The sequence below is a fragment of the Teichococcus globiformis genome, from assembly GCF_042646265.1.
GTDB classification, from domain to species: domain Bacteria; phylum Pseudomonadota; class Alphaproteobacteria; order Acetobacterales; family Acetobacteraceae; genus Pseudoroseomonas; species Pseudoroseomonas globiformis.
The window spans coordinates 118,104-132,832 of record NZ_JBHRTN010000004.1 but is presented as its reverse complement, the minus strand read 5'-3'; the positions used below and the strand labels follow the sequence as shown (position 1 = coordinate 132,832).

The 14,729-nt window shown below is 67.4% G+C and carries 12 protein-coding genes; 9 read left to right on the top strand and 3 right to left on the bottom strand.

Features of this window, described 5'->3' with window-relative positions; genetic code table 11:
• Nucleotides 1-122 precede the first annotated feature (122 nt).
• The 8 genes from mdh to ACFOD4_RS02395 all read left to right on the top strand — a co-directional run bounded on the left by mdh (nucleotide 123) and on the right by ACFOD4_RS02395 (nucleotide 10,112).
• The gene (gene mdh / locus ACFOD4_RS02430; protein WP_379593246.1) at nucleotides 123-1,076 is read left to right on the top strand and encodes a malate dehydrogenase; all 954 of its coding nucleotides are present in this window, start codon (nucleotides 123-125) and stop codon (nucleotides 1,074-1,076) included.
• 82 nt (nucleotides 1,077-1,158) lie between these two features.
• The gene (sucC, locus tag ACFOD4_RS02425; protein ID WP_379593244.1) at nucleotides 1,159-2,355 is read left to right on the top strand and encodes an ADP-forming succinate--CoA ligase subunit beta; all 1,197 of its coding nucleotides are present in this window, start codon (nucleotides 1,159-1,161) and stop codon (nucleotides 2,353-2,355) included.
• Nucleotide 2,356: 1 nt separating this feature from the next.
• On the top strand, nucleotides 2,357-3,247 hold the full coding sequence (gene sucD, locus ACFOD4_RS02420; RefSeq protein WP_379593242.1) for a succinate--CoA ligase subunit alpha: 891 nt from the start codon (nucleotides 2,357-2,359) through the stop codon (nucleotides 3,245-3,247).
• A 214-nt stretch (nucleotides 3,248-3,461) separates the two neighbouring features.
• Entirely contained in the window at nucleotides 3,462-6,341 is a 2,880-nt protein-coding gene (locus ACFOD4_RS02415) for a 2-oxoglutarate dehydrogenase E1 component (protein WP_379593240.1), read from the top strand.
• A 51-nt stretch (nucleotides 6,342-6,392) separates the two neighbouring features.
• Nucleotides 6,393-7,631 (top strand): 2-oxoglutarate dehydrogenase complex dihydrolipoyllysine-residue succinyltransferase, encoded by a 1,239-nt coding sequence (odhB, locus tag ACFOD4_RS02410; protein WP_379593238.1) that lies wholly within the window; start codon nucleotides 6,393-6,395, stop codon nucleotides 7,629-7,631.
• Between the two features lie 202 nt (nucleotides 7,632-7,833).
• Complete coding sequence (lpdA, locus tag ACFOD4_RS02405; protein WP_379593236.1) at nucleotides 7,834-9,225, top strand: dihydrolipoyl dehydrogenase; 1,392 nt, start codon at nucleotides 7,834-7,836, stop codon at nucleotides 9,223-9,225.
• 55 nt (nucleotides 9,226-9,280) lie between these two features.
• Nucleotides 9,281-9,754, top strand: a complete 474-nt coding sequence (gene ybaK / locus ACFOD4_RS02400) for a Cys-tRNA(Pro) deacylase (protein ID WP_379593234.1) — start codon at nucleotides 9,281-9,283, stop codon at nucleotides 9,752-9,754.
• Between the two features lie 79 nt (nucleotides 9,755-9,833).
• A complete protein-coding gene (locus ACFOD4_RS02395; protein WP_379593232.1) occupies nucleotides 9,834-10,112 on the top strand; it encodes a PGPGW domain-containing protein in 279 nt (92 codons plus the stop codon).
• An 8-nt stretch (nucleotides 10,113-10,120) separates the two neighbouring features.
• Here ACFOD4_RS02395 and ACFOD4_RS02390 read toward each other — a convergent pair whose 3' ends face one another.
• The 3 genes from ACFOD4_RS02390 to fsa all read right to left on the bottom strand — a co-directional run bounded on the left by ACFOD4_RS02390 (nucleotide 10,121) and on the right by fsa (nucleotide 12,401).
• On the bottom strand, nucleotides 10,121-11,032 hold the full coding sequence (locus ACFOD4_RS02390) for a tyrosine recombinase XerC (protein WP_379593230.1): 912 nt from the start codon (nucleotides 11,030-11,032) through the stop codon (nucleotides 10,121-10,123).
• Entirely contained in the window at nucleotides 11,029-11,682 is a 654-nt protein-coding gene (locus ACFOD4_RS02385) for a hypothetical protein (protein WP_379593228.1), read from the bottom strand. Before ACFOD4_RS02385 ends, ACFOD4_RS02390 begins: the two co-directional genes overlap by 4 nt.
• Before the next feature lie 62 nt (nucleotides 11,683-11,744).
• Nucleotides 11,745-12,401 carry a fructose-6-phosphate aldolase gene (gene fsa / locus ACFOD4_RS02380; protein WP_379593226.1) on the bottom strand — a complete coding sequence of 219 codons (657 nt, stop codon included), beginning with the start codon at nucleotides 12,399-12,401 and terminating at the stop codon, nucleotides 11,745-11,747.
• A gap of 89 nt (nucleotides 12,402-12,490) precedes the next feature.
• On the opposite strand from fsa, the gene ACFOD4_RS02375 reads away from it, so the two are divergent.
• Nucleotides 12,491-14,686, top strand: coding sequence for a primosomal protein N' (locus tag ACFOD4_RS02375; RefSeq protein ID WP_379593224.1), 2,196 nt, complete (start codon nucleotides 12,491-12,493; stop codon nucleotides 14,684-14,686).
• The last annotated feature ends 43 nt before the right edge of the window (nucleotides 14,687-14,729 follow it).

Here is a 14,729-nt window from a genome sequence, read left to right as displayed (position 1 = left end):
TCTGATCTTCAGCTTGTCCGCCCCTCGGTTCGCTTGCCCGGGGGAGGGCGGCGGGCTAGGTGTAGCGCCGCAAGACCTCCAGTTTTCCGTCTGACCGAGAACGTTTGGGAAGGAGCCTCGTTATGGCCCGCAACAAGATCGCGCTGATCGGCGCCGGTAACATCGGTGGGACGCTGGCCCACCTGGTCGGGCTCAAGGAACTGGGCGACGTCGTCCTGTTCGACGTGTTCGGCGGGGTGGCCGCCGGCAAGGCGCTCGACATCATGCAGTCCAGCCCGGTGGACGGCTTCGACAGCCACATGACCGGTGGTTCCGATTACTCCGCCATCCAGGGCGCCGACGTCATCATCGTCACCGCCGGCTTCCCGCGCATGCCGGGTATGAGCCGCGACGACCTGCTGACCAAGAATGCCGGTGTCATGGGCCAGGTGGCCGAGGGCATCAAGAAGTACGCGCCGGATGCCTTCGTGATCTGCATCACGAACCCGCTGGACGTCATGGTCTGGGCGCTGCAGCAGAAGTCGGGCCTGCCCGCCAACAAGGTGGTCGGCATGGCCGGCGTGCTGGACAGCGCCCGCTTCCGCACCTTCCTGGCCGAGGAGTTCAAGGTTTCGGTCGAGGACGTCACCGCCTTCGTGCTGGGCGGCCACGGCGACACCATGGTGCCGCTGACCCGCTACTCCACCGTGGCCGGCATTCCGATCCCCGACCTGATCAAGATGGGCTGGACGACCCAGGAGAAGATCGACGCCATCGTGCACCGCACGGCCAATGGCGGCGGCGAGATCGTCAAGCTGCTGGAGAAGGGCTCGGCCTTCTATGCCCCTGCCGCCTCCGCCATCGCCATGGCCGAGAGCTACCTGAAGGACAAGAAGCGCGTCCTGCCCTGCGCGGTGATGCTGAACGGCGAGTACGGTCAGAATAACTTCTATGTCGGCGTGCCTGTGGTGATCGGTGCCGGCGGTGTCGAGCGCATCGTTGAGGTGGAGTTCACCGAGAGCGAGAAGGCGGCCTTCAACAAGTCCTGCGACGCGGTGAAGAAGCTGGTCGAGGACTTCAAGGCTCTCGGCGTCTGAGATCCCTGGTCGGGGCAGCGGCCCCGGCCTTTTCTTTTCTGGCCGGGCCTCGGCCGTCCAGCCCCACATAAAGGGTGAGCGGATGAACATTCACGAATACCAGGGCAAGGAGCTGCTGAAGCGCTACGGCGTTGCGGTGCTCGATGGCCACGTCGCCTGGAATGCTGCCGAGGCGGAAGAGGCGGCGAAGAAGCTGCCCGGCCCCGTCTATGTGGTGAAGTCGCAGATCCATGCCGGTGGGCGCGGCGCCGGCCGCTTCAAGGAAGACCCGAACGGCAAGGGCGGCGTCCGCGTCGTCAAGTCGGTCGAAGAGGTCCGCGCGGCCGCCGAGGCGATGATCGGCAAGACGCTGGTGACCAAGCAGACCGGCGAGGCCGGCAAGCTCGTCTCGCGCGTCTACGTCGAGGATGGCTGCGACATTAAGCGCGAGCTGTATCTGTCGCTGCTGGTGGATCGTGACACCTCCCGCATCGTGATCATGGCGTCCACCGAGGGCGGCATGGAGATCGAGGAGGTTGCCGAGCACAACCCGGAGAAGATCCTGAAGGCGGTGGTCGACCCGGCATCGGGCGTTTCCGGCTTCCACTGCCGCAAGCTGGCCTTCGGCCTCGGCCTCGAGGGCAAGCAGATCGCAGCCTTCACCAAGTTCGTGACGGCGATGTACAACGCCTTCATCGAGTTGGACTGTGCCATCGTCGAGATCAACCCGCTGGTCGTGACCGGCGCGGGTGATGTGGTGGCGCTGGATGCCAAGGTGTCCTTCGACGACAACGCGCTGTTCCGCCACAAGGACCTTGAGGCGCTCCGCGATGATAGCGAGATGGATCCCAAGGAGCTGGACGCGGTCAAGCACGACCTGAACTATGTGGCGCTCGATGGCGAGATCGGCTGCATGGTGAATGGCGCGGGCCTTGCGATGTCCACCATGGACATCATCAAGCTCTACGGTTCCTCGCCGGCGAACTTCCTCGATGTAGGCGGCACGGCGACGGCCGAGCGCGTGACCGAGGCCTTCCGGATCATCACCTCGGACAGCAACGTCAAGGCGATCCTGGTCAACATCTTCGGCGGCATCGCCAAGTGCGACATGATTGCCAACGGTGTGGTCGCGGCCGCGAAGAACCTGACGCTGTCCGTGCCGCTGGTGGTGCGCCTGGAAGGCACCAATGTTGAACTCGGCAAGAAGATCCTGGCGGAATCCGGCCTGAAGATTATTCCCGCCGACAACCTGGCCGACGCCGCCGAGAAGGTCGTGCGCGCCGTGAAGGAGGCCGCGTAACATGGCCATTCTCGTCGACGAAAACACCAAGGTGATGACCCAGGGCTTCACCGGGTCGCAGGGTACCTTCCATGCCGAGCAGGGCATCGCCTATGGCTCGAAGTATGTGGGCGGCGTGACCCCGGGGAAGGGTGGCCAGACTCACCTGAACCTGCCGGTGTTCAACACGGTCGCGGAGTGCGCGGAGCAGACGGGCGCCAACGCCTCCGTCATCTACGTGCCGCCGCCATTCGCCGCGGACTCCATCCTGGAGGCGATCGATGCCGAGATCCCGCTGATCATCTGCATCACCGAGGGCATCCCGGTGATCGACATGATCAAGGTGAAGCGCGCATTGTCCGGCTCCAAATCCCGCCTGATCGGGCCGAACTGCCCCGGGGTGATCACGCCGGATGCCTGCAAGATCGGCATCATGCCGGGCCATATCCACAAGCGCGGTTCGGTCGGCATCGTGTCGCGGTCCGGCACGCTGACCTATGAGGCAGTCGCGCAGACCACGGCGGCCGGGCTCGGTCAGTCCACCTGCGTCGGTATCGGCGGCGATCCGGTCAAGGGCACCGACTTCACCGAGGTGCTGGAGATGTTCCTGGCCGATCCTGAGACCCAGCAGATCGTTATGATCGGCGAGATCGGTGGCCAGTCCGAAATTCAGGCTGCCGAGTTCCTGGGCCGCGAGAACAAGCCCGGTTCGGCCAACTACAAGCCTGTGGTCGGGTTCATCGCTGGCGCGACCGCCCCTCCGGGCCGCCGCATGGGCCATGCCGGCGCGGTGATCTCGGGTGGCAAGGATACCGCCGAAGCCAAGATGAGCGCCATGCGCGAGGCCGGCATCCATGTGGCCGAGAGCCCGGCGGCGCTGGGCTCGACCATGGTAAAGGCCGTTCGCGGCTGATGCATGTTGCGCCGCAACATCGCCGCCCGTGGCGGGAATCGCCGCAGCCGCGCAGGTCTGTCATGCAGATCTGCCGGGAAGGACTGCAATGTTTCGGACATGACCTCTATGTTATGCAGCGCCGCCCCCATATCGGGGGCGGCGTTCCCGCTTGTGACGTCCTGAAGTGAAATGACGCCGTGGCGCCCCTTCCGGGCGCGGCGAGGAGGAGATGATGGCCGGTATCGACATCCTGGCAAGCGCGATGGTGGGGGCGAATGCCACCTTCCTCGCCGATCTGTACGCGCGCTGGGTGAACAATCCGGACTCTGTGGACGCCTCCTTCCAGGAGTTGTTCGCGGCGCTCAACGATGATGCGCGCGCCGTCCTGCACGATGCGAGCGGCGCCTCCTGGTCGCCGCGCCCCAAGGGCGGCTTCGCGCCGGAGCCTGAGGCCCCGGCCCCCGCGAAGGGCGGTAAGCCCGCGGCGGCGGGCGGCCTCGATGCCGCCGCCGCCCGGCAGCAGGCGATGGACAGCCTGCGCGCCCTCATGTTCATCCGCGCCTATCGCGTGCGGGGGCACCTTGAGGCGGATCTCGATCCCCTCCACCTGTCGAAGCCGAAGGCGCATCCCGAGCTCGATCCCCAGACCTATGGTTTCACCGCGGCCGACATGGACCGCCCGATCTTCATCGACCGGGTTCTGGGCCGTGAAACGGCGACGCTGCGCGAGATCATGTCGATCCTGCGCGCCACCTATTGCGGGCCGATCGGCGTCGAGTTCATGCATATCCAGGACCCGGAGCAGAAGGCCTGGATCCAGCAGAAGGTCGAGGGCGCGCCCTGGACGCGGCAATACGATGCCGCTGGCAAGAAGAAGATCCTGCAGCAGCTGACCGAGGCCGAGGGCTTCGAATCCTTCTGTGCCCGGAAGTATGTCGGCACCAAGCGCTTCGGCCTGGAGGGTGGCGAGGTCACCATCCCTGCTGTGCAGACTGTGATCGAGACGGCGGCCAATGGCGGCGCCAACGAGATCGTCATCGGCATGGCGCATCGCGGCCGCCTGAACACCCTGGTGAACGTGGTGAAGAAGCCCTTCACCAAGGTCTTCGCGGAGTTCAAGGGCATCTCCGCCAACCCTGACGATGTGCAGGGTTCGGGCGACGTGAAGTATCACCTTGGCACCTCGACCGATATCGAGATCAATGGTCGCCAGGTGCACCTGTCGCTGCAGCCTAATCCCTCGCACCTCGAGGTCATCGATCCTGTGGTGGTCGGAAAGGTCCGGGCGCGCCAGGATATGTCGGGCGACACCAAGGGCCGCCGGTCCGTCATGGGCATCCTGTTGCATGGCGACGCCGCCTTCGCCGGCCAGGGCGTGGTGTACGAGACGCTGGCGATGAGCCAGCTCATCGGCTACCGGACCGGTGGCACGGTCCACGTCATCACCAACAACCAGATTGGCTTCACCACAGTGCCGGTGCATGCCTATTCCGGTCTGTATTGCACCGATGTCGCCAAATCGGTTCAGGCGCCGATCCTGCACGTGAACGGTGACGACCCGGAGGCGGTGGTGTTCTGCGCGCAGATGGCGGCCGAGTACCGGATGAAGTTCGGTGCCGACATCGTGCTCGACATCGTCTGCTACCGCCGCCACGGGCACAATGAGACGGATGAGCCGGCCTTCACCCAGCCGCTGATGTATGCGCGGATCAAGGAGACCAAGACGACCCGCACCCTCTACGCGGAGCGCCTGGCGCAGAGCGGCGCGGTGTCGGCCGAGGATGGCAAGGCCATGCTCGAGGCTTTTTACGCGCAGCTTGAGGATGCCTACCAGGCCGCGCAAACCTTCAAGCCGAACAAGGCCGACTGGCTGGAAGGCCACTGGTCGGGGCTGAAGGCCGCCGGCTCCGAGGAGCCGGAGAAGGAAGACATCACCTCTGTCGCGCTGGACACGCTGCGCGAGGTCGGCTCGGCGCTGGCGCGGGTGCCGGCCGATTTCAACGCCAACAGCAAGATCACCCGCCAGCTCGAAGCCAAGAAGAACGCCATCGAGTCCGGCGAGGGCATCGACTGGGCCACCGGCGAGGCGCTCGCCTTCGGTTCGCTGCTGCTGGAGGGGCATCGCATCCGTCTCTCGGGCGAGGACGTGCAGCGCGGCACCTTCAGCCACCGTCATTGCGTGCTGGTCGACCAGAAGACCCAGGCGGAATACATGCCGCTGAACAACATCCGCGATGGTCAGATGCGGATGGAAGCGTTCAACTCGCTGCTGAGCGAGATGGGCGTGCTGGGCTTCGATTATGGCTACACACTGGCGGATCCCGGCACGCTGACCTTGTGGGAGGGCCAGTTCGGCGACTTCGCCAACGGTGCGCAGGTGGTGATCGACCAGTTCATCGCCTCGGCCGAGACCAAGTGGCTGCGCATGTCGGGCCTCGTGATGCTTCTGCCGCATGGCTACGAAGGGCAGGGGCCTGAGCACTCCTCCGCCCGCCTGGAGCGTTACCTGCAGCTCTGCGCCGAGAAGAACATGGCGGTGTGCAACTTCACCACGCCCGCTAACTACTTCCACGCGCTGCGCCGGCAGCTGAAGCGCAACTACCGCAAGCCGCTGATCGTGATGACGCCCAAATCGCTGCTGCGGCACAAGCTGGCGATCAGCAGCCTGGCCGACTTCGCGCCCGGCAGCCATTTCCAGGTGGTGATTCCCGAGACGGACGCGATCGCGGCACCCGACAAGGTGAAGCGTGTCGTGCTGTGCACCGGCAAGGTCTACTACGACCTGCTGCAGGAGCGGCGCGACAAGAAGGTCCAGGACGTCGCGATCATCCGCATGGAGCAGATGTATCCCTTCCCGAAGAACACGCTGGGCCGCGTGCTGAGCGAGTACAAGAACGCCGAGGTCGTGTGGTGCCAGGAAGAGCCGGAGAACATGGGCGCCTGGACCTTCCTCGACAGGCGCATCGAGAAGGTGCTGAAGGATCTCGGCGGCAAGGCACAGCGCCCGCTCTATGTGGGTCGCGAGGAGGCGGCGAGCCCTGCCACCGGCTCCGCCAAGGTGCATCAGCAGCAGCAGGAGGCCCTGGTGCACCAGGCGCTGGGCCTTTCGTGACCTCCACTTCCCCGATCAGCGTGACCGCAGCGGCATAAGGCGACGGCAAAGATGACCGAGATTTTGGTGCCCACCCTGGGCGAAAGCGTTTCCACCGCCACTGTGGCGAAGTGGATGAAGAAGGCCGGCGAGGCCGTGGCCGCCGATGAGCCGTTGGTGGAGCTTGAAACCGACAAGGTCACGGTGGAGGTGAATGCCCCCGCCGCCGGCGTGCTGGAGGCGATCAGCGCCGATGAGGGCGCCGAGGTCGAACCCGGCGCTGTGCTCGGCACCATCGCTGCCGGTGGCGTTGCCACCGCGCCGAAGCCCGCAGCAGCCCCCGCCGCTCCGGCCCAGGCTCCGGCATCCGCGCCCAAGACCGAGGCGCCGCGCGCCGAAACCGGTCCCGTCTCCCGCCCCGGTGGCGGCTCGGCCCATGCGCCCCTGCCGGCCGCGGCGAAGATGATGGAGGAGAACAACGTCACCGCCACGCAGATCGGCGATGGCTCGGCCAAGGATGGCCGCATCAGCAAGGGCGATGTGCAGGCCTTCCTGGCCCGCCCGGCGGCCGAGGCGCCGAAGCCGGCTGCCAAGGCCCCGCGGGCCATGGAAGGGGGCGAGGAGCGGGTGAAGATGACCCGCCTTCGCAAGACCATCGCCAACCGGCTGAAGGAGGCGCAGAACACTGCCGCCATGCTCACCACCTTCAACGAGGTGGATATGGGCGCGGTGATGGCGCTGCGCTCCGAGTACAAGGACGCGTTCGAGAAGAAGCTCGGCGCCAAGCTCGGCTTCATGTCGTTCTTTGTGAAGGCCTGCGTGTCTGCGCTGAAGGACTACCCGGCGGTGAACGCCGAGATCGATGGCGACGATCTCGTCTACAAGAACTTCGTGCACATGGGCATCGCGGTGGGCGGTCCGTCCGGCCTCGTCGTGCCGGTGCTGCGCAATGCCGATGGGATGTCCTTCGCCGAGATCGAGAAGAGCATCGCCAATTTCGGCAAGCGCGCGCGCGATGGCCAGCTGAAGCTGGAGGAGCTTTCGGGCGGTTCCTTCACCATCACCAATGGCGGCATCTACGGCTCGCTGATGTCGACGCCGATCCTGAACCCGCCGCAGTCGGGCATCCTGGGCATGCACAAGATCCAGGAGCGCCCGATGGTGGTGAACGGCAAGATCGAGATCCGTCCGATGATGTACCTGGCGCTCTCCTACGACCACCGCATCGTCGACGGGAAGGAGGCTGTCTCCTTCCTGGTGCGCGTGAAGGAAAGCATCGAGGACCCCCGCCGCCTGCTGCTGGATCTCTGATCCGGCAGGCTTCGGCGCCGGCATGACCAGGGCGGGGCTTTGGCTCCGCCCTTTTCCGTGTGGCGCCTGAGGGGTGTGGAGGGCCTACGCGGCGGCATGGCTGTTCTGCAATTGCCACGCCGTGGCACGCCCACCCCTTGCCCCAGACCCGTTCACGGGCCAGTTTGCCGCACATCCCATAGATCAAGCAGGTGCTTCGCTCATGTCCGACAGCTTCGACGTCATCGTGATTGGCGCCGGTCCCGGGGGTTATGTCTGCGCCATCCGCGCCGCGCAGCTCGGCATGAAGGTCGCTTGCGTCGAGAAGCGCGACGCGCTGGGCGGCACCTGCCTCAATGTCGGCTGCATTCCTTCCAAGGCGCTGCTGCAATCCTCCGAGGTTTTCGAGGAAACGAAGCATAAGTTCGCGGATCACGGCATCATCGTGGATGGTGTGAAGCTTGATCTGGCGCGGATGCACGCCCGCAAGGGCGAGGTGGTCGCCGCCAACACCAAGGGCGTCGAGTTTCTGTTCAAGAAGAACAAGATCACCTGGCTGAAGGGCGAGGGGAAGATCACCGCGCCGGGCAAGGTCGAGGTCGCCGGGCAGAGCTACGACGCCAAGAACATCGTCATCGCCACCGGCTCCGACAGCATGCCGCTGAAGGGCGTCGAGGTGGACGAGAAGCAGATCGTCACCTCCACCGGTGCGCTGGAACTGGAGAAGGTGCCTGGCCACTTCGTGGTCATCGGCGGCGGCGTGATCGGTCTGGAGCTGGGTTCCGTGTGGCGCCGCCTGGGGGCCGAGGTGACGGTGGTCGAGTACCTGGATCGCCTGACGCCCGGCCTGGACGCCGAGACTGCCAAGCAGTTCGAGCGGGTGCTGGCCAAGCAGGGCATCAAGTTCAAGCTGAAGTCCAAGGTGACCGGCGCCACCAAGTCGCCCGAGGGCGTGACCCTCTCCGTGGAGCCGGCCGCTGGCGGCGCGGCCGAGGAGCTGAAGGCCGACGTGGTGCTGCTGGCCATCGGCCGCTACTCCTACACGGCAGGGCTGGGCCTGGCCGAGGTCGGCGTCGAGGTGGACGAGCGCGGCCGGGTCAAGACCGACAAACACTTCGCCACCAACATCCCGGGCATCTACGCCATCGGCGACGTCATTGCCGGCGCCATGCTGGCGCACAAGGCTGAGGATGAGGGCGTGGCCCTGGCCGAGCGGCTGGCGGGCCAAGCCGGCCACGTCAACTACGGCGTCATACCGGCCGTGGTCTACACCTGGCCGGAGCTGGCCAGCGTCGGTGAGACGGAAGAGGAGCTGAAGGCGCGCGGCCAGGCTTACAAGGCTGGCAAGTTCCCCTTCATGGCCAATGGCCGCGCCCGCGCCATGGGCGACACGGACGGCTTCGTGAAGATCCTGGCGGACAAGGAGACAGACCGCGTGCTGGGCTGCCACATCCTGGGCCCGGATGCGGGCACGCTGATCGCCGAGGTTGCCATTGCCATGGAGTTCGGCGCCAGCGCCGAGGATGTGGCCCGCACCTGCCACGCCCATCCCACGCTGAACGAAGCGGTCAAGGAAGCGGCACTGGCCGTGGATGGCCGTCCGCTGCACATCTGATCCCAATCGGGCCGGGGCGGCGCACGCGCCCCGGCCGTTCAGGACCTGGGCCGCCATGTCCAAGGCCACCCGCGCCACAGAGGCGCTGCGAAAGGCGGGCATCGCCTTCACCCTGCATCGCTACGAATATGATCCCGACTCGCCCCGCATCGGCCTCGCTGCGGCAGAGGCGCTGGGGGAGCCGCCCTGCCGGGTGCTCAAGACGCTCATGGCCGAGGTGGATGGCCGGCCGGTCTGTGCCCTGATCCCTTCAGATAGCGAGGTCAGCATGAAGAAGCTGGCCGCCGCCTTTGGTGGCAAGTCTGCCCGGATGTTGCCCCCGCCCGAGGCGGAGAAGCTGACCGGTTACCATGTCGGCGGCATCAGCCCCTTCGGCCAGAGGCGGGCTGTTCCGTCCCTGGTCGAGGCCACGGCGCTGTCCGAGCCGCATCTTTTCGTGAATGGCGGGCAACGGGGCCTGCAGCTCCGCCTCGCGCCCGCCGACCTTTTGCGGGCGCTGGGTGGCCGGGCCGAATCGCTGACCGGATGAGCGGCACTTCCATTGGACGGGCTTGAGAGCCCATCCCCTCGACGCCATCTGCTGATGCATGGAGGCTATCGAGCACCCTTTGAACGCGCCGTCCTGGAAGCGGCGCGCTCTCGGCTTTTCACTTCTGTTTCTGGGGGTGCTCGGGCTGGTCCTGCCGGTGCTCCAGGGCGGGCTGTTGCTCGCACTCGGCCTCTTTGTGCTGCGCGATCAGTATGCCTGGTCGCGCCGCTGGCTGGGCTGGCTGCACAAGCGATGGCCGGCGCCGGTGGACGGGTTGGCAACGCTGGAACGGAAGCTGCTGTTGCGCTGCCGGGAGTGGGGCGTGCGGCTGCGGCGCCTGTTGTCCTGGCGTCGGTGAGGCTGCCGTCAGCCGGCTCGCGGATGAGCCTTTTGCCAGGTTTCCAGGAGCTTCACCGCATCCACGCTGGTGTAGCGCTGCGTCGTGGACAGGCTGGCATGGCCCAGCAATTCCTGGATCGAGCGGAGGTCGCCCCCCGCACCCAGCAGGTGAGTGGCAAAGGAATGGCGCAGCGCGTGTGGCGTCGCACTTTCCGGCAGCCCCGCCAGACGCCGGTAATCACGCAACGCCTTCTGGGCCACCGCCGGGTTCAGCCGCTCGCCCCGGGCGCCCAGAAAGAGCGGGCTCTCTGGTGCAGGATGGCCCCGCAAGGCGAGATAGGTGCCAATCGCCGACGCCACGGCGGGCAGCACCGGAACAACCCGCTCCTTGGAGCCCTTGCCCACCACACGAAGTCCGGTCCCGGCACGGGGCGCGTTTCGCACATCGAGTGCCAATGCCTCCGAGATGCGCAGCCCGCAGCCGTAGAGCAGGGTGAACAAGGCCTTGTCGCGGGCAGCCAGCAGCGGCGTGTTCTCGACGCTGCCCGTGGCGTCGGCCACCTCGCGCGCCTGCTCGGCCGTGAGGGGCCGGGGGGCGGGTTGAACCACCTTCGGCCCGCGCAGCCCGGCCAGGGCCAGTGGCACCAGCCCGTGATGCCGTGCCAGGAAACGGAAGAAGCCCCGCACGGCCGCAAGCTGCCGCGCCCGCGTGGCATTGCCGACCCCGTCCCGCGTTGCCCGTTCAGCGAGAAACGCGCGCAGGTCGGCCGGACGCAAGGACCCTAGCGCGGCGAGATCCGGCTCGCCCCCCAGATGCCGTGTCAGGAACCCCAAAAAATCCGATAGGTCGGCACCGTAGGCGGCAAGGGTGTGTGGACTGGCCCGGCGCTCATGCGCCAGCCAGTCGAGCCAGGCCTGCCTCGCTTCCGGGCCTGTCATGAGCGGCTCAGCGCGGCGGCCAGGGCAGCCGCCAGGAACTGCAGCTGCGCCGCGGCGCCGCGGCTCGGAAGCGCCGCTGCGTGCCGCGCTCCGAGAACCAAAAGGGTGGGTGTTCCTCGCCCCGGCAGCAGAGCCAGCGCGTCGCGCAGCACCAGTGCCGCCGCCTCCACGTGCAACAGGGGAAGTTCCGTCGGCGTCGCGCGCACAAGGGTGTCGCGCCCGGTGGGCAGCAGGCGAGCTATCGTGCCTGCCGGCAGCGACAGCACATGAGGGAGGTGGAGGCCCTCGGCCGCCAGGGTGCAATGCTCCAGCCCCAGCAAGGCAGGCCATTCCTGGCTCACGGTCTCCGCCGGATCGCGGCTGGGGATCAGGGCAAGCACCGCGGCCTGGATGCGGGTGGCGAAGCCGTCGCCCTCGCGCGCTGCCTCGGCCAGCGACCGGGTGGCGGCGCGCTCGGCGGTGATCATCGCCGCCATGTGGTCGGCCAGCCCGTCGCCATGCACGCGGCGGGGCGGCGCCAGGAGCCGGTACAGATCCGGCCGGCCGGCCAGGAACCCCGGATGGTCCCGCAACCAGGCGGCCACCTCGTCCTCCGTCACGCGGGGCGGGCCATTCTGCGGGGCGGGAGCAGGGACGTGGTCATGGACCATAGTGGAAGCCGCTCCCGCGCCGTGCGTCAAAGAAAACCCGCCGCCGAGAAGGCAGCCAGGGATCAGAGGATGCTCTGGCCGGTTTTCTTCCAGTCGGCCAGGAAGGCGTCCAGCCCCCGGTCCGTGAGGGGATGCTTGATCAGCTGGCGGATGACGGCAGGCGGCAGGGTCGCAACATGCGCGCCGAGCTTCGCCGCCTGCGCCATGTGGAGCGGGTGGCGAACGGAAGCGACCAGCACCTCGGTCGTCAGGTGCGGGTAGTTGCGGTAGATCTGCACGATGTCGGCGATCAGCTGCATGCCGTCTTGCGCCAGGTCGTCCAGCCGGCCCACGAAGGGCGAAATGTAGGCAGCGCCCGCCTTGGCCGCCAGCAGCGCCTGGACGGGGGAAAAGCACAGCGTGACGTTGACCGGCGTCCCTTCGCTGCTCAGCGCCTTGCAGACCCGCAGCCCGGCTTCGGTCAGCGGCACCTTCACCGCCACATTGCTCGCGATGCCGCGCAGAAACTGGCCTTCGGCCAGCATGGTCTCGTAATCGGTAGCCGTGACCTCGGCAGAGACCGGGCCCGGGGTGATGTCGCAGATCTCGGCAATCACCTCGGCCATCTTGCGGCCTGACTTGGCGATCAGCGACGGGTTGGTCGTGACTCCGTCCACCATGCCCAACTCGGCCAGGGCGCGGATCTCAGCGACGTCGGCGGTATCGACGAAGAACTTCATGGGGGCCTGTCCTATGCCGGCGGTTCGTGACCGCTGTCTAGCAAGGCCGGGACGTTGAACGAAAGGGCAGGAGGCCCGACAAGGAGGTCATGCTTCGTCCTCGCCTTCGTGTTCTGCTGCCCCTGCCGCTGGCCGGCGCCTACGATTACCGCTCTCCCGTGGAAGGGCCGGTGCCGCCGCGCGGCAGCTTCGTCCAGGTGCCGCTCGGCGGGCGGGAGATGATCGGCGTCGTCTGGGATGGCGAGGCCGACCCCGACCTGCCGGAAAAGAAGCTGCGCGACATCAAAGCGGTGCTCGAAGTGCCGCCCATGACGGAGAGCCTGCGCAAGCTGGTCGAGTGGGTGGCAGCCTACACGCTGAGCCCCCCGGGGGCGGTGCTGCGTATGGCCATGTCCTCCCCCTCCGCGCTGGAACCGCCGGGCGCCAAGGCTGGGTGGACGCTCTCCGCGGCAGGCCTCCGGGCAAAGCTCGGCCGGTCTAACGCGCGCATCACCCAGAACCGGCAGAAGGTGCTGGGGGCGATCGGGGAGGGCGAGGTGCTGGGGGCGTCCATGCTGGCGCAGGCCGCGGGCGTTTCAGCCGGCGTGGTGCGCGGCATGGCGGAGTCCGGCCTGCTGGAACCGGCGCTGATGCCGCGTTCCGACGCCTTCCCCGTTCCCGATCCGGATCGGCCTGGCCCTCTGCTGGGAGCTGAGCAGGCGAACGCTGCGGCGGCGATGCGCGACGCTACGGCAGCCCGTCGATTTGGCGTCACCCTGCTGACCGGCGTCACAGGCTCCGGCAAGACCGAGGTTTACCTCGAGGCGGTGGCGGAGGCGCTGCGGCAGGGGCGGCAGGCCCTGGTGCTGCTGCCCGAGATCGCCCTGTCCACCCAGTGGCTGGCGCGGTTCGAGGGCCGCTTCGGCGTGCCGCCCGCGCTTTGGCATTCGGAGCTGGGCAGCAAGCGGCGCCGCGACACTTGGCGTGCCGTTGCCGAGGGGCAGGTGCGGGTGCTGGTCGGCGCCCGCTCGGCGCTGTTTCTGCCCTTTCCGGATCTCGGCCTGATCGTGGTGGATGAGGAGCACGAGACCTCCTTCAAGCAGGAAGAGGGCGTGGTCTACCATGCACGGGACATGGCGGTGGTGCGGGCGAGGCTGGCCGCTGCGGCCTGCGTGCTGGTGTCCGCGACGCCAAGCCTGGAAACCCTGACCAATGCCGAAACCGGACGCTACGCCAGCCTGCACCTGCCGGTGCGTCATGGCGGCGCCGCCATGCCAGAGGTCCGGCTGATCGACCAGCGTGTGGCGCCGCCCGAGCGCGGCCGCTTCCTCAGCCCGCCGCTGGTGGAGGCGGTGCGGCAAACCATGGCCGCCGGGCAACAGGCCATGCTGTTCCTGAACCGCCGTGGCTACGCGCCGCTGACGCTTTGCCGTGCCTGCGGGCACCGATTGCAATGCCCCAATTGTTCCACCTGGCTGGTGGAGCATCGCATCCAGCGCCGCCTGCAATGCCACCATTGCGGCCATGCCGAGCCGATCCCTCCCAGCTGCCCGTCCTGCCAGGCGGAAGGCAGCCTGACTCCGCTCGGTCCTGGGGTGGAGCGCGTGCAGGAGGAAGCGGCCGAGTTGTTTCCCGATGCGCGGCGGCTGGTCATGGCGTCCGATACCATTCCCGGCCCGGCCGCCGCCGCAGAAGCGGCGCGGGCGATCGAAGCGCGGGAGGTCGACCTGATCATCGGCACCCAGATTGTCGCCAAGGGCTGGCATTTCCCGCATCTGACGCTGGTGGGGGTGGTGGATGCCGATCTCGGGCTGGCGGGGGGCGACCTACGAGCCGCCGAACGCACCGTGCAGTTGCTGCACCAGGTGGCAGGGCGCGCCGGCCGGGCCGAAGCGCCCGGGCGTGTTCTGCTGCAAAGCTGGAGCCCCGAGCACCCCGTGCTGCAGGCCCTGGTAGCGGGCGACCTGGACGGCTTCATGCGGGAAGAGGCGGCGCAGCGCCGGCCCGGCCATTGGCCGCCCTTCGGACGCCTCGCGGCCGTTATCGTCAGCGCGGAGGATGAGCGGGAAGCCGACCGGGTGGCGCATGACCTGGGCCTGGCGGCACCCCGCGGGGAAGGATTCGAGGTGCTGGGCCCTGCGCCTGCGCCCCTGGCACTGTTGCGCGGGCGCCACAGGCGGCGGCTGCTGCTGAAGGCGCGGCGGGAGGTGGCGGTGCAGCCTGTGCTCCGCGAATGGCTGGCAGGGGTGGCGGTTCCAGCGCATGTAAAGGTGCAGGTGGACGTGGATCCGGTGGGCTTCCTGTAACCGGATTGTTCCTGGTCGCGGTCTGCACGGTGACAGGGTGGTA

What these genes read in the sequence shown, in the direction of transcription:
- ACFOD4_RS02385 (WP_379593228.1), bottom strand. Translation starts at nt 11,682, where the DNA reads ATGGTCCATGACCACGTCCCTGCTCCCGCCCCGCAGAATGGCCCGCCC.
- odhB (WP_379593238.1), top strand. Translation starts at nt 6,393, where the DNA reads ATGACCGAGATTTTGGTGCCCACCCTGGGCGAAAGCGTTTCCACCGCC.
- ACFOD4_RS02390 (WP_379593230.1), bottom strand. Translation starts at nt 11,032, where the DNA reads ATGACAGGCCCGGAAGCGAGGCAGGCCTGGCTCGACTGGCTGGCGCAT.
- ACFOD4_RS02415 (WP_379593240.1), top strand. Translation starts at nt 3,462, where the DNA reads ATGGCCGGTATCGACATCCTGGCAAGCGCGATGGTGGGGGCGAATGCC.
- ybaK (WP_379593234.1), top strand. Translation starts at nt 9,281, where the DNA reads ATGTCCAAGGCCACCCGCGCCACAGAGGCGCTGCGAAAGGCGGGCATC.
- sucC (WP_379593244.1), top strand. Translation starts at nt 1,159, where the DNA reads ATGAACATTCACGAATACCAGGGCAAGGAGCTGCTGAAGCGCTACGGC.
- ACFOD4_RS02375 (WP_379593224.1), top strand. Translation starts at nt 12,491, where the DNA reads ATGCTTCGTCCTCGCCTTCGTGTTCTGCTGCCCCTGCCGCTGGCCGGC.
- mdh (WP_379593246.1), top strand. Translation starts at nt 123, where the DNA reads ATGGCCCGCAACAAGATCGCGCTGATCGGCGCCGGTAACATCGGTGGG.
- fsa (WP_379593226.1), bottom strand. Translation starts at nt 12,401, where the DNA reads ATGAAGTTCTTCGTCGATACCGCCGACGTCGCTGAGATCCGCGCCCTG.
- sucD (WP_379593242.1), top strand. Translation starts at nt 2,357, where the DNA reads ATGGCCATTCTCGTCGACGAAAACACCAAGGTGATGACCCAGGGCTTC.
- lpdA (WP_379593236.1), top strand. Translation starts at nt 7,834, where the DNA reads ATGTCCGACAGCTTCGACGTCATCGTGATTGGCGCCGGTCCCGGGGGT.